The sequence below is a fragment of the Salipaludibacillus neizhouensis genome (assembly GCF_002886185.1).
GTDB classification, from domain to species: Bacteria; Bacillota; Bacilli; order Bacillales; family Salisediminibacteriaceae; genus Salipaludibacillus; species Salipaludibacillus neizhouensis.
In genome coordinates, this window is record NZ_KZ614147.1 from 1000018 (window position 1) to 1017901 (window position 17884).

Consider the following 17884-nt stretch of genomic DNA (forward strand, 5'->3'; position numbering starts at 1 on the left):
TTCTTCATTTGCAAAGCCACCTGTTTCTCCTATATAAAAAATATGTATATAATAGAAATAGATATGTGTTCGTTCTTCTCTGCCGGGAAAACTCTCAAAAGCTTAAACTAGATTTAAAAGGAAGCAGAGAACCGTCCCCATGTCCCCACCCAATTTGTGAAAGAAGGCACTAACCATGACTAAGATGATTCGTTTATTAACCAAGGAAGATTACTACCTTTTTGAGGCGATGGATACTGGTTTGGAAAATGATTATATTAAACTATTTTTTTCTCGCCTAACGACCGCTAATAACTGTTTGTACGGACTATTTTTTGAGGGAAATCTGGCATGCGTAGGGGGTTTTACTGTTTACGCAAATCGTTATGCGATGCTTGGACGATTACGAAGCGATCGTCGTTACAGGGGAAGGTCATTTGCAACAGAAATGATGGCTTTTTTGCGGAAAAAAGCGCTTGAAATGAGCGGCATTAAATGGGTCGGCGCGAACACCGAAGAACACAATAAACCTGCCCGTCGCGTGCTCGAAAAAATAGGGTTAACACCCCATGACGCAATGTATGTTGCCACTTCAAAAGACATTTCTGAGCTAGAAACAGGTGTCGGCACCTGGCAACCGATTCAATCGATCACACGCAAAAAAGAATGGCTTCACAAAGAATACGTCAAGAAAACCAAACTATTCCCGTATGAATGTTATTATCCTTTTCCAGCTTCCGAAGAGTTATTTCAAGAAGAAATACTCTATAAATGGACTTTCTATGAAAACGCAGAAAAAACCCGCTTTGTTATTACAAAGCACGATCAAAAGGAAACTCATTATCTGCATGTCGTGTACCCTTGGAGTGATTTCTCTTCACAAGAAGGACTGTGGGAGACCATCGCACATGCGCACCGCCAATTAACTGCTCAAACGGGCGAGAATACATACATCTGGATGGATTTAACGAAGGAAGAAGTCCAAGCACTGCCACCAAACCACCCATTCGAATTCCCATCCCTCTGGACCCTGTACGGGGAAGCGAAGGGACGGTTCTCTGCTTCATAACTTACTTCTCGTGATGGGACCGATAGCACCCTAACAAAAAAAAGGAAGCAGAGAACCGTCCCCTATCTCCTAACGCAATTCCTGGTAAACAGCTTTTTTCCATTGCAGGAATTCTTCACTAAGCAGTAGTTCTTCCTTGCGCGGACGAGCAAATGGAATGGTGAATTCACGTTTGGTTGTTGCTGGATTGCTGGATAAAACAATAATTCGATCGGACAAATAAATTGCTTCCTCAATATTATGAGTTACGAATAACACAGACTTTCGATTTTCTTCCCAAATCGATAACAACCATCTCTGCATTTCCAAACGGGTAAATTCATCCAACGAGGAAAATGGCTCATCCAAGCATATAAAAGATTGAGGACTAAGCAATGACCTGACAAAAGCGACCCGTTGACGCATACCACCGGATAACTGATGAGGGTAGGCATTTTCATAGCCAGATAACCCTGCCTTCTCAAGCATTTCACGTGCTTGGTCATAGTTTGGTTTTGCAAATAATTCCGCACCGAGCACAACATTATCGAGAATCGTTCGCCATGGAAAGAGGGAGGAACTTTGTGGCGTGTAACTAATCGCACCGCGTTTTCCATTGATCTTCTTCCCATCCAAATAAAAAGCACCTGAATCCGGACTGTACATACCGCCGATCAAATGAAATAACGTGCTTTTTCCACTTCCCGATGGCCCAAGCAAGGAGACGAATTCCCCCTCTTTTACCGTGAACGAAATGTCCTCTAACACCTTCTTATCAGCAAATGACTTTGTGACTTTTTCAATGACAAGCTCACTCATGTCACTTTCCTCCCTCCGTGTTCCGCGATTTAATAAGCAACCTTTCTAGCATGACAATTAAACCGAAAAACAGCAAACATAAAACCATCACGAACCCAATCGCGACAAACACCCGATCCGTTCGGAAAGACGATTGAGCAAGCGTCATGTAAACGCCAATCCCTTGGTTTGCTCCGAGCCATTCAGAAATAACGGCCCCCATCACACTATAAGTGGCGGAAATTTTCACTCCAGAAAAAATCGACGGTAACGCATGCGGAAACTGTAATTTAGCAAAAATTTGACGCTTCGAGGCCCCAGCCATTTGCATATAATGCAATAATTCCGGACTCGTTTGCCGAAAACCATCCAACGTAGCAACCGTGATCGGGAAAAAACAAACGAGTGTGATAATCAGTATTTTCGGAAGCATCCCAAACCCAAACCAAATCACTAGCAACGGCGCGAGCACAATGATCGGAATGTTTTGTGACAAAATCAATAAAGGATAAAAAGCCTGACGCACCGGCGGAAGCAAATGAAGCATCGTAGCCACAATAAGCCCAACACTCACACCGATTCCAAACCCAATAACCGACAATTTCGTCGTTGAAAACAAATGATGGTTATAGACGGACCAACTCGTTACCCCCTCTTTCACAATATCCGAAGGCGCCGGCAACAGCCATGTCGGAATCACAAACAACCGGCTGCACGCCTCCCATATAATCAGTAAAAGGATGATGACCATTAACGGCCGCCATCCTCGAGCCAGCATTATTTTCATAAGCTATAGGGGCCTTGCCAGTTCTCGCAAGCACCCCGCACCTCCATTCGACTGGATCTTTTCCAATGACTTAATAAAAACATTATTTCCGTTCATTATCAAAAAACATAGAGAGACACTCTTCATTTTGCTATTGATTGCCTCTCCTTTTTTACCGGTACTTCTCCGTCAATACTTCCATCGAAGCACCTTCAGGTTTATAGTACACTTTGACTTGTGAGATAATGCTTTCACTACCGAGTTCAACCATTCGATGGTTCATTTTTTCGATAATCGCAAAAAGCTCGGTTAGCTCGCCTTCCATCGTCGTTTCCAGGGGATTCACCTGGTATTTCACACCGGACTTTTCAATCACGTCAATCGCTGCATCTACATAAGGAATCACATCTTCCCCGTTTTTCGTTTTCGGGATAATTTGTATACTGACAAGGGCATTCGCCATTGTAAAACACCTCACTTAGTTTTTAGGTAAAAAATCATTCGTAAATGCATTCTCAGCATCCAACTCTGTTTCTATTAATTCATTCTCATACATCCAATTAGAATAGTTTTCCCAAATCTCTTGATCTTGTATGCCCCATTGTTCCGCATCATCTTGATACTTAGGCGACAACCAAGCTTGACTGGCTTGAACCAGCTCTTCATCTAAATCAGGTACAGCCTCTATTAAAATATCAGCAGCTTCTTCCGGGTTTTCAATTGCATATTCGTACCCTTTAGAAACAGCGGCCATGAATGCTTCGACCGTTTCCGGGTTTTCCTCAATCATGCTTTCGTTCGTTGTAATAACTGGCGTGTAATAATCAAGATCTTCAGAGTAATCAGTCAGATATTGCATATTAAGATCGATATCACGCAATTCTGCTTGGACCCCGTCCCAGGCATAATAAATCCAGGCGAAGTCAACATCACGTTCGATCGCTGTGAAAAAATCAGTATTTCCCATATTCACAATTTCCAAGTCTTCCACATCAGCGTCTTCTTGTCTCATTAATGAATCAATAACGGCTTCTTCCACAGGCGCCCCCCAGCCACCATAGGTTTTTCCGGCATAATCGGCAGGAGAAGTTATGTTTTTATCAGCAGGAGAGGCAAATCCAGATGTATTATGCTGAATGACAGCTGCGATAGAAACTATCGGGATATCCTGAATTCGCGCTTCCGTTATCGTTTCCTGGGCGCTAATCCCAAAGTCTGATTGGCCGGATGCAACAACTTGATCGGCACCGGATTCACCAGGCAAAGAAATCTCTACATCTAATCCTTCTTCTTCAAAATATCCTTCCGCTTGTGCAACGTATAAACCAGTATGGTTCGTATTTGGTGTCCAATCAAGGACCATTGCGATTTTTTCTAATTCCTCTGTTTTTTGCTCATTTTGCCCATTTGCTTGATTTTCTTCACTGGGCGCTTCATTTGTATTTCCACAAGCCGTCATCACGAACAGTATCGTAAAAATTGAAAATAATTGCTTTTTCATGTAGAATCCCTCCGTTTTTTCTATAAGATGTTTTGTAATAAGGTATTACTTGAATTCGCTCCCTTACGCTTTTTCGGTTTCTTTTAACATAAAAAGAAAGTGCAAGAAAGCAATTTTCTGTAAGAGGCGGTTCCGAAAAATTTGCCAAGGAACATATTTGTTTTAGTACGCAAAAATGCACCCCAGGCTTAAGCCTAGAGCGCATATATAGTCACATCCAAAAATTACATATGTTCCCTACGCTGGTAATTAGCCAGATCAGGTTCTAAGAGTAAGTATCTCACGGATACAATCTCAACCAGCCAACACTGGTCCCCCTACATTGAAAAAAAGCTATTCAATTCAATCAAATTAAGAATCTTCACTCCTTATCTTGCCACAGATAAAAAAATAAAACAAGAGAGAAGGGACGTTTCACTGCTTCCAAAGGAAGCAGTGAAACGTCCCTTCTGTTATCCCTTTAGGATGCCATATATTCCGATTACATCATCATTTACAAATAGAGGTGCCGTTTGTATGGCTAATTCAACCCGTTCTCCAGACTTATTGCGAATAGCCACCTTCGTATTTTCAATAAGTCCTTCCTCTGCTTTGATTAATAGATAGTGTAAAAGGTTGGAGTCTATTTCTTCAATAACGAGAGAATTTAATCTAGAACCGCGAAGCTCTCTGATTGAATAACCAGTTAAATTTTCTACAGACTCATTACCGTTTAAAATAATCCCTGCTAAATCAAAAGATAGAATGGCATCGGGATTATACTGATAAAATGATTGATAGTAGTTTTTGTTTTCTTTTAAAATCTTTTTACAAGAAATATCCATTGTTTGTTCTCCTTATGCGTCAAAAATTCTGAGTAGAGTTACTTTCCGTTTTGATAAAACTTGTACAGGTTACGATGGGGGATGAATTTATGAGATTGATAGGACCCAGATACACGATGTTTTTCGGACCAATATTTATGATAGCGAGAGAGTACCAAATTTTCAACATAGTTCCTCCTCTATTTGCAATTCATTAAAACGAACAACGTAGAAAACAAATTACAGAAGTATAAAACGGAAATTATTAGTGTTTAGCTACAACATCCTAGGCATTTACTATTTTAACAGTTGTTTGTTACTCATAAAAGGGACGTTTGGTCACATTATATAGAAAAAAATAGTTTTTTTGTAATTCTTTTGAACTATAATAAGTTATTGAACAAGTATATTGCATACTTGTTAAAAACGTTCTTAATAAAGAAATTATAAGGTGATATACTGTTTATAAATATCATTTTTTGTTTATATTTGTGGAAAAGTGAAGTATAATGTACAAAAGACTATGGAATTTAGTCGAAAAACCACGAAATGATGTATTTTTTGTTCTGCTATAAATAAAGAAAAAATCGAATAATCTTATATAAAGGTTAGGGAGGGATTTAGATGGGGAAATGGTTTGGAAAAAAAGAAGAAAAGGACCAAAATAAACTGGAAAGTATAGATCATGATTTATTAATCAAAGCATCTGCCAATAATTATGATGAAAATAAATTTTGGAGCAAGCTAAAATCAGCAGCTGTAAAAATGGGATCTAAACTTGTTTATTACAGCTTGATCCTGTTTTATACGATGAAGGATCCTAATGTTCCGACAAAGGCGAAACTAACTATCGCAGGAGCATTAGGGTATTTGATCCTGCCGGTCGATGTCATCCCTGATATGATACCAGCTATTGGATTTACCGATGATCTGGCAATTATTGTTTATGCCATTTACCAAGTAGGATCTCACATAGGTGAAGACACGAAAATCAAGGCTTACACAAAAATAAAGGATTGGTTTGGAGAAGGGCTGGACAATATTGACGAAAAGTTTTTGCCAACAGACAACTAAAAAATGATTTACATTATTTAAAGCTAAAGAGCTCGTTTAAAAAGGTTTTCCGGACCCTTTGTTAAACAGGCTTTTTTTTATAGATAGAAAGTATAGATTCGGATTATGTTTCTAAAAGGGGAGTTTGAAAATTTTCAGAGATAGTTGTTTCCTTTCAAAAAGAAGGGCTCGAATCCTCTCTAGGCTGAAGCTTTCCGTGGGGCAATGCTTCAGTCTCTATGGGGAATTTTAAATCTGCGAGACTCACAGAGCGATCGTTTGCTCGAGGAGGCTTGCGGATCATCCACGGAAAGGGAGTGGTAATTCTTCCAACTCCTTTATAAAGAAGCAATAAAATAAATACGGAGACTCAAAGTTTATTCAAAAGACTGCCAAGGTCCTTTTTTTAGAGGTGTTTATTATAAAAAAATATTTTAATGGGTATCCGACAAATTCTGACTGACTTTTTATTAGGTATAATGTTATGGTACTAAATAAAATATATTCAGCGAATATCGTTTATATGGGTCTATAATCTAGTCTTTGGTACTGAATAAGATTAGACATTATAGTTTTAATAATTAGAGATATAGATTGGTATTGAGATGAATATTTTCTTCCTTCTTATGCTAAAATTAATAAGCGAAGGATGTATAAGATGACAACACCACTATTAGTAGAGGCTATTGCTGTAAGAAAAGCAGAAATTGCGTATGAGATTAACGTCATTGAGACCACTCCGAGTCAGGATAAAGAAGGAGCTTTGTTTGACTTGAGTCATTATCTTCCTCGTTTACGAGCAAGACTTCAAGAAGTGGTGTATCTGATTTCTTTCTATTCATACGAAGAACAATCTGCCATCGAACACCAATATAATGCCACTTTAGAAAAAATAAGCAACGATAATAAACTGCGTTTTAATTATCATTTGGATCCGTAGAAACGGTTCTCAGCTTCTTTTCAAGTTACTCTTAGTTCACGAGACTATCAACACTCGTAAACTCAAAATAATTTTACTAAAAAGGATTTCATAACTATGACATTAAACAAAACATTCTCCTGGACAGCTGCGGTTAGCTGGATGGCATTAATCTTTTATCTATCACACCAGCCGGCAACGGAATCCAGCGAGTTGAGTACAGGCATTACAGAAGTTATTTTATCTACCGTGGAAAGTATCGCTCCGAATCTCGATGTTGATATGAGTTACTTTAATCATATCGTAAGGAAAAATGCTCACTTTTTTGCGTATTTGACACTTGGCTTGCTGGTACTTCATGCGATGAGGCGAAGTGGTGTTCGTGGTTATCAAGGGGCAGCTTCAGCTTTAGTTATAGGTGTTCTCTATGCCATTTCAGATGAAGTGCATCAGTTGTTTATTCCCGGCAGAAGCGGGGAAGTGAGGGATGTCCTGATTGATAGCGGTGGGGCCAGTGCCGGAATTGGGCTGTATTTGCTAGTTGTTAAGATAAAAAAGATGAAAAAATCACGCTGAATAAAAAAACGAGTTGCTTCCTATATAAGAAGCAACTCGTTTTTTCGATTAATTATTCTCCATACCCGTGAGGATTATTTTTCTGCCATTTCCATGAGTCACGGCACATTTCTTCCATCCCTTTTTCTGCAGTCCATCCAAGACCTTCTTTTGCATTTCTAGGATCTGCATAACAGACGCCAATATCTCCGGGTCTGCGATCAACAATTTGATACGGAACCTTTTTTCCGGATGTTTTTTCATATGCTTGGACCGTTTCTAAAACGCTGTAACCTTTGCCTGTCCCCAAATTATAGACGTTAACTCCTCTAGATTTCTTAATATTCTCCAGGGCCTTTAAATGACCTTTAGCTAAATCAACCACATGGATATAATCTCTTACTCCCGTACCGTCTGTGGTTGCGTAATCATCACCAAAAACTTGAAGTTGAGGCAGTTTTCCAACCGCTACTTGTGATATATAAGGCATTAGATTGTTGGGGATTCCGTTCGGGTCTTCTCCGATTCTCCCGCTTTCATGGGCGCCAATTGGGTTGAAATACCGTAATAATGTGATTCCCCAATCAGAATCAGATACGTAAAGATCCCGAAGAATTTCTTCAATCATTAGCTTCGATCGGCCATAAGGATTCGTAGCACTCAATGGAAAGTCTTCCGAAATTGGCACACTTTCTGGCATGCCGTAAACCGTGGCGGAGGAACTAAATACGATATCTTTCACACCATTCTCTTTCATGACTTCACAAAGCATCAGCGTGCCTGTTATATTGTTATGAAAATAATACAGAGGTTTTGCAACGGACTCTCCAACAGCTTTTAAGCCTGCAAAATGAATGACAGCATCAATTGCTTCGTTTGTAAACACGTCTTGAATATTCTCCTTATGTAAGAGGTCTCCTTCATAAAAAGGAAAGTCTTTTCCTGTAATCTCTTTTACTCGTTTGATGGATTCAAACTTACTGTTCGATAAGTTATCTAAAACGACGATATCATACCCCGCATTTAGTAATTCGACACACGTGTGAGTCCCGATATAGCCTGCACCACCAGTAACTAAAATTGCCATGTCATTTCCCCCTGCCTTATTTTCGAATAAACCTTTTCAACATTTTACCATATATTTTATGGATAAGGTCATTATCAAGGGGGAATTAAAAATGATTAACAAAGCAACTTATATGTTTTGAATGAATGTTGACTTTGGAATGAACAGAACCGGTAAATAAAGAGGCTGATAATAGATTCAGCCTCTTTGCCTTATTAGAGTAGCATTTCATTTTCACTTGCCAATTTAACTTTGGAGTAATCGGCGTCATAGGAATGGGTAGGTGGATACATAACTTGTCCATCATTGTTAGCTTTAGAGTAGAGAAAAGGCAGAATTTTTTGCAATTGCAGAACCGAATGATTCAATTGATCCAGCTTCTTTTCAATACGGTAAAGTAAATAAAATGTCACAACAATAGGAAATCCATATTCTCCAATGGCACTCAACCATAGTTCCATGTTTGTTTTCTCCTTTCGTTGTGGGTAAAAACCAGAGAGGGAATTCTCTCCGGTTTCATTTAGCAAAAATAGCGTACGTTTAACTTACACATCAATCTCAATTGTTTGCACATTTCGTTCGACAAGTCGAGCCCCTCGTTTTGCAACAAGATCTCCTTTCGCAGAAGTTAATGCTCCTTGCGCAATAATGATATCCATTGCACTGGATATTGCAGCAGCATCAACCGGTTCGATCGGATCATCCAAGCCGATTGTCACATTTCCTTTAAGCGTATCAGTAAATAGTAATTCCAAGCGTTTAGTCATGGTCGTTCACCTCCTTTTGAAAGAATGTTTTAAAATTAGGCGTTTAATTCATACATGTTGTGTCGTTCGACTTTATCCAGCTCAAACTTTGTGAGAGAGGATAATGCAATCGCTGTTTGGTAAACTTCTGCGTCGGACGCACTCGGTTTTACATTTTGAAAATTGCGCGTCTGAAACTTCAGGTCCCCTTTTTCATCAAACCCAATATTAAAAGTAAGAGATAAGCGGGAGTCTAAGGCGTTGTTCATCGTGATCACCTCCTTTCGTTAAACAAGTACACGTAAAAGCTGGAAAAGGAGGAGGAGTAGAGGGAGATTTTTGTTTGTAGCCGGATTGAACGAAAAATATTTGAATTTTGCAGAAATGGGAAAGGTATCTGTCATATGTGTGGAGTTAAATAGAGTCGTTAAGGGATATTCATTAGCTTAATCGCTTGTGAGTGTTCCTATGTGAGACTATAGCAAGTCATCTAAGTGTCGCTAAACAGCGATGATAGCGACACTTATGCAGAATATCCTTCAATGAATGGAGCTATCGGAAGCTAAAAAACACTGAAATCTCTGCTGAATTTCATTCTTTGAGGTTGGTGATAGGGTAGATGGCTTGTTATAATGAAAAAAACAGATAGTGAAAGGAAATGAAAATGGGTCCAAATATATGTAGATATTGTTTTAAAGAAATTAAAGATCGAGATCAGCTAATAACAGCATCGAATTTTTTCCGAATCAAACCTTTTCATTATGTGTGCTTTTATGAGTTGGAGAAAGAAGTAAGCAGCTTATGGGGGTTTTGGAAACCTTTGAATGGTGTGTCAGGTAACACAAGAGCAATCATTATGGGGGCGATTGCCGTGTGGTTGTTGGCAACAGAGTCACTCGGGGACATTGGGGATTTAATTGGCGTCATTGCACTCTATTCCGTCATTATAAGAATAATGTCCTACATCTTCTTTGAAAAGAAAATCCCAAATCTCACGAAACGAAGCTGAAGGGACGGTTCTCTGCTTCCTAATGTTGTGGAATCTTTAACTGAATAATAATGGGGGATTTTGTTTAAGTAAGCAATAATCGGGTATTTCTAACAAGTGAAATAGAAGCAATAACTACATCTTGCTTGTTAGGAGGCAATAGAAAGTGGACTCGTTAAACTTAGAAAAGTTATTAGTTGAATTTAAAAATACAGCATCTAAAAATCCAGAAATTGACGCACAAGAAATGGTACAACATATTGGAAATAGACTGCAAGATCTACAGCCGAAGCAAAGGGGTTAGTTATTTCTATATAAATCTGCTCAATAAAGTTCAACCTAACAGTAATAAGTTGAATTTATTCTTATAGGATACAATCAAACCCGGAGAGAAGGCTCTCCGGGTTTTTCTTAAAAGTTAAGAATTTATAAGTTGACAGCTATCTTTATGCTACGCGTTTCTTACATATCAATCTCAATTGTTTCCACATTTCGTTCGACAAGTCGAGCTCCTCGTTTAGCAACAAGATCTCCTTTCGCTAAACAAGTACAAGCGGCAGGGGAAAAAGGGGGAGGGAGGAGGAAATAATTTTTAACGAGGCGAATTCTACGGAGTTTCACAGTTTATGCTACTAGAGGCACTAAAAAACAGGCCCAATACGAGGGCCTGTTTATAGAGGTTTTATCATTTTTCTTTGCGCATTGCCTGTCCCGTATTGGAACTAGATATAGAATATTATTTACTCAAAAGCAGTCTCATGAAATTCGTACAGTAAACGTGCGTCGCTTTCATTCATTTGTATTTCCTTTACCATCACATTTGGATTGGCGCTTAACCACATGCTAACTTGTTCAAAAATTGTTGCGCATGTCAAACTAGGTTTGGAACTGGTGTCAAACGTTATTAGTTTCATAAAAATCACCTCAATGAAAATAGTATATATATAGTTTAAACCTTTCATCATTAGAAGGTTGTTGAACGATGTTTTAAAAAATGTCTAATTTTGTTTCAGATGAAATTCGCGGTGTTTCCTGACTTAGTATGAGTAAAAATCGTCTAGTCCTTTACCTTAAAAGCCACAAAATGAGACCGTATAGAGACACTCAAACGCCACGGCTGCATCTGAATGTCACTAACTAGATACTACGGAGACAGTCACACTAGAGTGTTTGCGTGAGTGAACCTAACTAGTGCTTTTAGCGCTACTCGGTCAGCTAGGCATTCTTGGAATGGCGCTAATCACTTATTGCGGAGGGAGAAGACTATGAATTGCATCCGTTTACATTTGTAAATTGCTATATCAGCCTTGATATATTAACTAAATTTACAAACGAAAAGAATTTTCTTAAGAAAATTTCAACATGCTATAATAAAATTAATTTCCTAGCAATGATCTGTAGCATAAAGGTGGTGGAATAATGCATTATAAAAAGGTAAGGCATACGTTTGTTACCGTGGAGGATATTCTGCCGTTGTTTGTAGAAAGTGTTGGTTACAATCCCCAAGAGCAGGATTTTAGAAGAGATGAAGGGTACCCTTACTACCATTGGTTGCAAACAGTCGAAGGACAGGGGAGGTTTTCTTTTAACGGGCAGGAGTATATTCTGTCTGAAGGAAGAGGGGTTCTATTGAAACCGTATACACCACATTCGTATTCTGTTTCGAAAGGGAAGTGGTCAACGGTTTATGTAACGTTTGGTGGTGCTTCTGTAGGGACTATTTTGGATTCGCTGAAATTAAATTTTTCAACTCTTTATACAGAGATGGATCAAAGTCAGTTCATTACGATCATTATGGAAATGTTGAAGATTATCGAAGAGGGATCAGAGTTCTCTAAATTAGAACTATCTAACAGTCTATATACTTTTCTCATTAATCTCCGTAAATATGGTCAGAAAAACAATCAGCCGTCGTTATCTCACTTTTATGATAAAATACGTCCAATAGTAGAGTGGCTTGAAACAGTGTATGCAGAAGAAATAGGTCTCCAGGACATGGCTAATCATTTAAATGTCAGCTCGCAATATTTAAACAGGTTGTTTCAAGATACGTTTAGTGTTAGTCCATATTCTTTTCTTATCCAGCTTCGAATTCGAAAGGCGAAAGAAATTATCGTTCAAAATCAAGAGATTCCATTGAAAAATATTGCTTATCTAGTAGGTTTTAATGATGTAAGTAATTTTGTGGCAACATATAAAAAAATAGAAGAATTACTCCTAAAAAATACCGAGACCTTCAAAAAAATGAAAACACCTAGTGTCCCATTTTAGCAAAGGGGATCTTATTTCCCCCTACAACTTTACTAGATGGATTAATGAATGACCGGATTATACTCCTCCATTTCCTCTTTTATTCTTTTGTGTCCCTCTTCCTTTTATAAAACGCACAGAGCATTTATGTTTAGAAAATGTTAAGAAATTTAATTAACTAAGTTTCATATGTTCATATAATTAAAGAATATATTCATACAAAACAATAAAGTAATCGATTACAATGGCATTATATTCTTTTATAAAAAGAGAGGGGAAATAATTACTTAAATCAAAAACTAAAAGCAGACTAGAAGTTATCGGAATATATCTCATCTTTGCAGTCATGTTTGTCATTATTGCTTATCCCCTCTTTTGGGCGGTAGGAATGTCGTTAAATCCAGGTCGAAGCATGTTTTCGGCAAGTATGATTCCAGAAAATTGGAGTTTAGAACATTACAAATGGCTGTTTGTTGATGACCCAAGAGATCGGTATGTAACTTGGTATAAAAACAGCTTAATTGTTGCCGGATTCACGTCTTTCTTTTCCGTAGTTGTCGCTTTATTCCAATTTATGATGCCATTTATGGACTTTCTACTTCCGAGAATTGTCTTGCGAAGTGAGGAAAATTTCACTTTGGCTCTTGGTTTATTTAATTTTGTTAGTAACGAATTTGATAATAACTTCACCCGTTTTGCTGCAGGAGCGATTTTATTAGCGATCCCAATTGCGCTGGTATTCTTATTCTTACAGCGATATCTCATTGCTGGATTAACAGCAGGAGGAACGAAAGGATAACGCAAATATTGATTCGGTCTGCGTTATAAAAAGCAATCTTCTATACTGAATTCTACTAACACAACATAGAAAAAGGTGATTACATGTCTAAGAAGTATTCTGCAATCAGTAGTAAGATTCCAAAGTTGTTACACGGTGCAGATTATAACCCCGAGCAATGGCTTAAATACCCCGGCGTTTTTGAAGAAGATATTCGTCTTATGAAACTTGCGAAATGTAACGTGATGTCTGTTGGCATTTTTTCATGGGTTTCTCTGGAACCGGAAGAGGGTAAATTTGAGTTTGGATGGCTTGATCATGTACTTGATACGTTCGCTGAAAACGGGATTTATGTTTTTCTTGCAACGCCAAGTGGCGCTCGTCCAGCATGGCTGTCAGAAAAATATCCGGAAGTCTTGATTACGGGGGCAAATCGCGTTCGAAATTTACAAGGGGAACGTCATAATCATTGTTACTCCTCGCCAGTATATCGGGAAAAAGTAAGTATTATTAATACAAAACTAGCAGAACGTTACGGCAATCACCCCGCAGTCATTGGTTGGCACATATCCAATGAATTCAACGGCGGATTCTGTCATTGTGATCATTGTCAGGGGAATTTCACAGAATGGTTACAAAATCGGTACGGTTCTTTAGAAAAGTTAAATGAGGCATGGTGGACAACGTTTTGGAGTCACACGCTTACGGCTTGGTCACAAGTCGTATCACCTGCGCCGCACGGAGAAAAATCAGTCCATGGCTTGAACTTAGATTGGAAACGATTCATCACGGATCTTACGATTGATTTTGTTCGAAACGAGGTAGCCCCTCTACGAAAAGTGAATCCGGAAATCCCAGTCACAACGAACTTTATGGACGGATTTGAACCGTTGGATTACTTTAAATTTGCTGATGAGTTAGATATCATTTCATGGGATTCTTATCCTACATGGCACAGATCAGAAGAAGAGAGTGATCATGCGATCTGGATTTCCTTTAACCATGATTTGATGCGTTCAATCAAGGGCGGAAAGCCGTTCATGCTCATGGAAAGTACGCCAAGCTTAACAAATTGGCAGGAGGTAAGTAAGCTTAAAAAACCAGGAATGCATGCACTGTCGTCATTGCAGGCAGTCGCGCACGGTTCAGATACAGTGCAATACTTTCAGTGGAGAAAAAGTCGTGGTTCTAGTGAGAAATTCCACGGAGCAGTGGTGGATCACGTTGGACACGAGCATACGAGAATTTTCCAGGATGTCTCGGAACTCGGTCAAACCTTGTATGAGTTATCCGAAGTAGTAGGAACTAGCATTGAGCCAGAGGTTGCAATTGTATTTGATTTGGAAAACCGATGGGCGGTTAAAGATTCACAAGGACCTCGTAACATTGGGATTCACTATGAAAAGACAGTGGAAAACCATTACAAGCCATTTTGGGAACGTGGTGTTCCTGTAGACATCATTGATATGGATAGTGACTTTTCAAAGTACAAAGTGATCGTTGCACCAATGTTATATATGGTGAGATCAGGAGTAGGAGAAAGGTTGGAAAAGTTTGTAGATGATGGCGGAACTTTGATCACGACATATTGGTCAGGGATTGTGAATGAAAGTGATCTAAGTTTCCTTGGTGGTTACCCAGGCCCATTACGAAAAACATTAGGTATTTGGTCTGAAGAAATCGATGGTTTGCATGACGGCCAAAAAAATAGCGTTGTTATGTCTAAAAACAACAATCTAGGTTTAAATGGAACGTTTGATGCCGTGGAGCTTTGCGATCTCATTCATACGGAAGGTGCTGAAGTTCTAGCTACCTATGGCTCTGATTTTTATGCGGGGCGTCCTGCGTTAACAGTGAATACATTTGGCAAAGGGAAAGCCTATTACGTAGCATCACGAAATGAAGAATCTTTTAATCAAGCGTTTTTTGATAAAATCATTGAAGAGTCAGGTGTTAAAAAAGTTGTGAACACAACTTTACCAGCCGGTGTTACAGCGCAAATGCGTACGGATGGGAAGACTGACTATGTATTTATCATGAACTTTAGTTCAGAGGAACAAACTGTTCAGCTGGATGATCAGCAGTATGTGAGTGTGCAGGATAATACCACAGTAACTAGTGTGGACCTTCCACTTTACGGAATATCGATTTTAAAACGGAATAGATAGTAATGCAGTATGCCTTTCCTGTTTTTTAATGGGGGAGGCGTTTTGCTTTGCAGGACGGGAAATAGAAGTTGAATTTATTCCCAATAATAAGCTTAGTAAGGTTTAATAGAAGGACACATCAAAGTTGTTTTACATTTTTAGTGTCTTTTTGATGCAATGAGCACGATGCCGCTGGATTCTTAATTAAAAGTTTGTACAAGAAGGCAAAAACCAGATCATGGTTTGGTGATAAGTGACACTTGGCATTAGAGAAGCTAGTGAATGTCACTGAATGTAGTAGATAGTGACATTCAGAGGGAGAGCTGTGTCTGAGAGTCACTAAGCAACTAGTATAGCGACACTCAGTAAATGAAAGGTGAAGCGAGAGTCACTAACTGAACTTTTAGCTCAATTCAGAGGGAGAGGTAAGTCTCTGAGAGTAATTAAGCAACAAGGATAGCGATACCCACCAAAAGTAATCCTAAAAATTGCACCTATTCATGAAAATGAAAAGCAAAAAAGCCCAACCGTTTATTAAAAACAGTTGAGCTTTTTTGATAGGTAGGGATAACTACCCCAATACAGCCTTATCGTTGGTCATTTTCTCACCGCGGATTCGTTGGAACTCTTGCAATAGTTTTTCGATCGTTAGATTTTGCTTGTCTTCACCTGAGACATCCAGAATGATTTGCCCTTTATCCATCATGATCAAGCGGTTACCAAGATCCAGTGCCTGCTGCATGTTATGAGTAACCATTAGAGTCGTTAAGTTGAATTTTTTTACAATATCAGCGGTCAGTTTAGTGATCAATTCCGCTCTGGAAGGATCCAGTGCAGCGGTGTGCTCATCGAGTAACAGCAATTTTGGTTCAGTAAATGTCGCCATTAATAACGAAAGTGCTTGGCGTTCACCACCAGATAACAGACCAACTTTAGCTGAAAGACGATTTTCGAGACCTAAGTTCAACGTTTCTAAATATTCACGGAAAATTTCTTTGCGTTTTTTGGTCACGCCGGTTTTAAAAGTTCGCTTTTTATTACGTGAATAAGCCATCGCCAAGTTTTCTTCGATTGTCATCGACGGGGCACTCCCTGCCATCGGGTCCTGAAACACACGGCCAATCATTTGTGACCGTTTGTATTCAGGGAGATGGGTCACCGTTTTGTCATCTATGATCACATCTCCAACGTCTGGGAGCAAAGTACCTGATACAACATTCATCATTGTTGATTTACCAGCACCATTACTGCCAATAATCGTTAAAAAATCGCCAGGTGCCAACGTAAGATTAATGTTTTCTAACGCATTTTTTTCATCAAGCGTTCCTTCATTAAATGTAAGGTTTATTTGATTAAGATGTAACATTGTTATTGCCTCCAGTACTACCGGCTTGTAACTTTTCCATCGCTGCTCGTTTTCTGAACCGTCTGCGTTTTTCTTTTTGTGCATCAATCATTTTCGGCGTGACTAGTGCAGCGATAACGATAATTGCCGTTATGAGTTTCATATCACCCGTATCTAAAAAATCGGCGCGAAGTGCTAACGTTACAACGAGTCGATACACAATCGCCCCACCAATAACCGCAAGTGTGACTCTTGCAATCGTTTTTGTACCGAAAAGTGCCTCACCGATAATAACGGAGGCAAGACCAATCACGATCATACCAATTCCCATACCTACGTCTGCAAAACCACCAAGTTGGGCGACCAGTGCCCCAGAAAATGCAACAAGTGCGTTCGACAAACCGAGACCAAAGATATAAAGAGAGTCCGTGTTTGCAGAAAAACTACGAATCATTTTTTTGTTATCACCAGTTGCTCTCAGTGCTAATCCTACCTCTGTTTTTAGAACATAATCCGTTAAGAACTTCACGATTAAGACAACGACTAAACCTAAAAAGAGGATGCCCCATGTGCGTGGAAATATTTCTAGTCCCATAGATGCAAGTATTCCGTTTAAAAAACCATCTAAACCAATGGATTCCGAAAACGATCTAACTTGGGTGAACATGGTTGTCTCATTTAATAAGGGGACGTTGGACCTCCCCATTATTCGGAGGTTAATCGAGTACAGTGCAATCATCATTAAAATCCCTGAGAGTAAAGGATTTACTTTTCCTTTTGTATGCAATAATCCTGTAACACAGCCTGCTGCAAACCCTGCAAAAATGGCGACTACTGTAGCAATAATCGGGGATTGTCCATTAACAATCAATACTGCTGCAACCGCTGCCCCTGTGACAAAACTTCCATCCACAGTTAAGTCAGGGAAATCCAGCACCCGGAAGGAAAGATAAACACCGAGTGCCATTAACGCATATATAATTCCTGATTCAACTGCTCCAAATGATGCAATAAACATTAAATTCCCTGCCTTTCTATAAATCTATATATAAGAGAAGCACGTGCGGGAACGTCTGCACGTGCACTGGTATTTCTAATATGCGTTTTTCTTATTAGAAAATAATTTATAAGTTGACAGCTAT

The 17884-nt window shown here is 39.0% G+C and carries 22 protein-coding genes and 1 riboswitch; of the genes, 9 read left to right on the forward strand and 13 right to left on the reverse strand.

The window, feature by feature from the left end:
• The first annotated feature begins 175 nt into the window (after positions 1–175).
• Positions 176–1048: a GNAT family N-acetyltransferase gene (locus CEF18_RS21490; protein ID WP_110938534.1), complete on the forward strand. Its 873-nt coding sequence runs from the start codon at positions 176–178 to the stop codon at positions 1046–1048.
• Between the two features lie 69 nt (positions 1049–1117).
• Here CEF18_RS21490 and CEF18_RS21495 read toward each other — a convergent pair whose 3' ends face one another.
• The 5 genes from CEF18_RS21495 to CEF18_RS21515 all read right to left on the reverse strand — a co-directional run bounded on the left by CEF18_RS21495 (position 1118) and on the right by CEF18_RS21515 (position 4916).
• A complete protein-coding gene (locus CEF18_RS21495; RefSeq protein WP_110938535.1) occupies positions 1118–1846 on the reverse strand; it encodes an ABC transporter ATP-binding protein in 729 nt (242 codons plus the stop codon).
• A gap of 1 nt (position 1847) precedes the next feature.
• Complete coding sequence (locus CEF18_RS21500) at positions 1848–2612, reverse strand: ABC transporter permease (protein WP_110938536.1); 765 nt, start codon at positions 2610–2612, stop codon at positions 1848–1850.
• Positions 2613–2763: 151 nt separating this feature from the next.
• Positions 2764–3054 carry a thiamine-binding protein gene (locus CEF18_RS21505; protein WP_110938537.1) on the reverse strand — a complete coding sequence of 97 codons (291 nt, stop codon included), beginning with the start codon at positions 3052–3054 and terminating at the stop codon, positions 2764–2766.
• 15 nt (positions 3055–3069) lie between these two features.
• A complete protein-coding gene (locus CEF18_RS21510; protein ID WP_110938538.1) occupies positions 3070–4092 on the reverse strand; it encodes an ABC transporter substrate-binding protein in 1023 nt (340 codons plus the stop codon).
• A 217-nt stretch (positions 4093–4309) separates the two neighbouring features.
• Positions 4310–4421: riboswitch (TPP riboswitch) on the reverse strand.
• A gap of 123 nt (positions 4422–4544) precedes the next feature.
• A complete protein-coding gene (locus CEF18_RS21515; RefSeq protein WP_110938539.1) occupies positions 4545–4916 on the reverse strand; it encodes a PAS domain S-box protein in 372 nt (123 codons plus the stop codon).
• Positions 4917–5519: 603 nt separating this feature from the next.
• On the opposite strand from CEF18_RS21515, the gene CEF18_RS21520 reads away from it, so the two are divergent.
• From CEF18_RS21520 to CEF18_RS21530, 3 genes are all read left to right on the forward strand, one after another.
• A complete protein-coding gene (locus CEF18_RS21520; protein ID WP_110938540.1) occupies positions 5520–5969 on the forward strand; it encodes a YkvA family protein in 450 nt (149 codons plus the stop codon).
• Between the two features lie 637 nt (positions 5970–6606).
• Positions 6607–6888, forward strand: coding sequence for a hypothetical protein (locus CEF18_RS21525; protein WP_110938541.1), 282 nt, complete (start codon positions 6607–6609; stop codon positions 6886–6888).
• Positions 6889–6984: 96 nt separating this feature from the next.
• The gene (locus CEF18_RS21530) at positions 6985–7443 is read left to right on the forward strand and encodes a VanZ family protein (RefSeq protein WP_110938542.1); all 459 of its coding nucleotides are present in this window, start codon (positions 6985–6987) and stop codon (positions 7441–7443) included.
• Between the two features lie 52 nt (positions 7444–7495).
• Here the strand turns inward: CEF18_RS21530 and galE are convergent, their stop codons facing one another.
• The 4 genes from galE to CEF18_RS21550 form a co-directional block, all read right to left on the reverse strand.
• Entirely contained in the window at positions 7496–8509 is a 1014-nt protein-coding gene (gene galE / locus CEF18_RS21535) for a UDP-glucose 4-epimerase GalE (RefSeq protein ID WP_110938543.1), read from the reverse strand.
• 194 nt (positions 8510–8703) lie between these two features.
• Positions 8704–8949: a YvrJ family protein gene (locus CEF18_RS21540; RefSeq protein WP_110938544.1), complete on the reverse strand. Its 246-nt coding sequence runs from the start codon at positions 8947–8949 to the stop codon at positions 8704–8706.
• 84 nt (positions 8950–9033) lie between these two features.
• The gene (locus tag CEF18_RS21545) at positions 9034–9255 is read right to left on the reverse strand and encodes a DUF2922 domain-containing protein (protein WP_110938545.1); all 222 of its coding nucleotides are present in this window, start codon (positions 9253–9255) and stop codon (positions 9034–9036) included.
• 35 nt (positions 9256–9290) lie between these two features.
• A complete protein-coding gene (locus CEF18_RS21550) occupies positions 9291–9503 on the reverse strand; it encodes a DUF1659 domain-containing protein (protein ID WP_110938546.1) in 213 nt (70 codons plus the stop codon).
• 395 nt (positions 9504–9898) lie between these two features.
• Here CEF18_RS21550 and CEF18_RS21555 point away from each other — a divergent pair, with 395 nt between their 5' ends.
• Positions 9899–10243, forward strand: coding sequence for a hypothetical protein (locus tag CEF18_RS21555; protein WP_110938547.1), 345 nt, complete (start codon positions 9899–9901; stop codon positions 10241–10243).
• 145 nt (positions 10244–10388) lie between these two features.
• Positions 10389–10526 carry a hypothetical protein gene (locus tag CEF18_RS26170; RefSeq protein ID WP_183040987.1) on the forward strand — a complete coding sequence of 46 codons (138 nt, stop codon included), beginning with the start codon at positions 10389–10391 and terminating at the stop codon, positions 10524–10526.
• Positions 10527–10962: 436 nt separating this feature from the next.
• Here the strand turns inward: CEF18_RS26170 and CEF18_RS26175 are convergent, their stop codons facing one another.
• Positions 10963–11136, reverse strand: coding sequence for a hypothetical protein (locus tag CEF18_RS26175; RefSeq protein WP_183040988.1), 174 nt, complete (start codon positions 11134–11136; stop codon positions 10963–10965).
• A 505-nt stretch (positions 11137–11641) separates the two neighbouring features.
• Between CEF18_RS26175 and CEF18_RS21560 the strand changes: the two genes are divergently transcribed.
• A complete protein-coding gene (locus CEF18_RS21560; protein ID WP_223292426.1) occupies positions 11642–12493 on the forward strand; it encodes an AraC family transcriptional regulator in 852 nt (283 codons plus the stop codon).
• A 180-nt stretch (positions 12494–12673) separates the two neighbouring features.
• Here CEF18_RS21560 and CEF18_RS26180 read toward each other — a convergent pair whose 3' ends face one another.
• Complete coding sequence (locus CEF18_RS26180) at positions 12674–12829, reverse strand: hypothetical protein (RefSeq protein ID WP_183040989.1); 156 nt, start codon at positions 12827–12829, stop codon at positions 12674–12676.
• Here CEF18_RS26180 and CEF18_RS21565 point away from each other — a divergent pair.
• Positions 12819–13271: a hypothetical protein gene (locus CEF18_RS21565; protein ID WP_110938548.1), complete on the forward strand. Its 453-nt coding sequence runs from the start codon at positions 12819–12821 to the stop codon at positions 13269–13271. The two genes, CEF18_RS26180 and CEF18_RS21565, sit on opposite strands and share 11 nt — an antisense overlap.
• An 83-nt stretch (positions 13272–13354) precedes the next feature.
• A complete protein-coding gene (locus tag CEF18_RS21570) occupies positions 13355–15418 on the forward strand; it encodes a beta-galactosidase (protein WP_110938549.1) in 2064 nt (687 codons plus the stop codon).
• A gap of 550 nt (positions 15419–15968) precedes the next feature.
• Here CEF18_RS21570 and CEF18_RS21575 read toward each other — a convergent pair.
• Positions 15969–16763, reverse strand: a complete 795-nt coding sequence (locus CEF18_RS21575) for an ABC transporter ATP-binding protein (RefSeq protein WP_110938550.1) — start codon at positions 16761–16763, stop codon at positions 15969–15971.
• Positions 16750–17760: an ABC transporter permease gene (locus CEF18_RS21580; RefSeq protein WP_110938551.1), complete on the reverse strand. Its 1011-nt coding sequence runs from the start codon at positions 17758–17760 to the stop codon at positions 16750–16752. The genes CEF18_RS21575 and CEF18_RS21580 overlap by 14 nt, the downstream gene beginning before the upstream one ends.
• Between the last annotated feature and the right edge of the window lie 124 nt (positions 17761–17884).

Excerpts from the sequence above, each read along its gene's own strand:
- CEF18_RS21490 (WP_110938534.1), top strand. The coding sequence starts at position 176 with ATGACTAAGATGATTCGTTTATTAACCAAGGAAGATTACTACCTTTTT.
- CEF18_RS21550 (WP_110938546.1), bottom strand. The coding sequence starts at position 9,503 with ATGAACAACGCCTTAGACTCCCGCTTATCTCTTACTTTTAATATTGGG.
- CEF18_RS21560 (WP_223292426.1), top strand. The coding sequence starts at position 11,642 with ATGCATTATAAAAAGGTAAGGCATACGTTTGTTACCGTGGAGGATATT.
- CEF18_RS21575 (WP_110938550.1), bottom strand. The coding sequence starts at position 16,763 with ATGTTACATCTTAATCAAATAAACCTTACATTTAATGAAGGAACGCTT.
- CEF18_RS21540 (WP_110938544.1), bottom strand. The coding sequence starts at position 8,949 with ATGGAACTATGGTTGAGTGCCATTGGAGAATATGGATTTCCTATTGTT.
- CEF18_RS21555 (WP_110938547.1), top strand. The coding sequence starts at position 9,899 with ATGGGTCCAAATATATGTAGATATTGTTTTAAAGAAATTAAAGATCGA.
- CEF18_RS21500 (WP_110938536.1), bottom strand. The coding sequence starts at position 2,612 with ATGAAAATAATGCTGGCTCGAGGATGGCGGCCGTTAATGGTCATCATC.
- CEF18_RS21525 (WP_110938541.1), top strand. The coding sequence starts at position 6,607 with ATGACAACACCACTATTAGTAGAGGCTATTGCTGTAAGAAAAGCAGAA.
- CEF18_RS21545 (WP_110938545.1), bottom strand. The coding sequence starts at position 9,255 with ATGACTAAACGCTTGGAATTACTATTTACTGATACGCTTAAAGGAAAT.
- CEF18_RS21565 (WP_110938548.1), top strand. The coding sequence starts at position 12,819 with ATGTTTGTCATTATTGCTTATCCCCTCTTTTGGGCGGTAGGAATGTCG.
- CEF18_RS21530 (WP_110938542.1), top strand. The coding sequence starts at position 6,985 with ATGACATTAAACAAAACATTCTCCTGGACAGCTGCGGTTAGCTGGATG.
- CEF18_RS21570 (WP_110938549.1), top strand. The coding sequence starts at position 13,355 with ATGTCTAAGAAGTATTCTGCAATCAGTAGTAAGATTCCAAAGTTGTTA.
- galE (WP_110938543.1), bottom strand. The coding sequence starts at position 8,509 with ATGGCAATTTTAGTTACTGGTGGTGCAGGCTATATCGGGACTCACACG.
- CEF18_RS21505 (WP_110938537.1), bottom strand. The coding sequence starts at position 3,054 with ATGGCGAATGCCCTTGTCAGTATACAAATTATCCCGAAAACGAAAAAC.
- CEF18_RS26180 (WP_183040989.1), bottom strand. The coding sequence starts at position 12,829 with ATGACAAACATGACTGCAAAGATGAGATATATTCCGATAACTTCTAGT.
- CEF18_RS21580 (WP_110938551.1), bottom strand. The coding sequence starts at position 17,760 with ATGTTTATTGCATCATTTGGAGCAGTTGAATCAGGAATTATATATGCG.
- CEF18_RS21495 (WP_110938535.1), bottom strand. The coding sequence starts at position 1,846 with ATGAGTGAGCTTGTCATTGAAAAAGTCACAAAGTCATTTGCTGATAAG.
- CEF18_RS21510 (WP_110938538.1), bottom strand. The coding sequence starts at position 4,092 with ATGAAAAAGCAATTATTTTCAATTTTTACGATACTGTTCGTGATGACG.
- CEF18_RS21520 (WP_110938540.1), top strand. The coding sequence starts at position 5,520 with ATGGGGAAATGGTTTGGAAAAAAAGAAGAAAAGGACCAAAATAAACTG.
- CEF18_RS21515 (WP_110938539.1), bottom strand. The coding sequence starts at position 4,916 with ATGGATATTTCTTGTAAAAAGATTTTAAAAGAAAACAAAAACTACTAT.
- CEF18_RS26175 (WP_183040988.1), bottom strand. The coding sequence starts at position 11,136 with ATGAAACTAATAACGTTTGACACCAGTTCCAAACCTAGTTTGACATGC.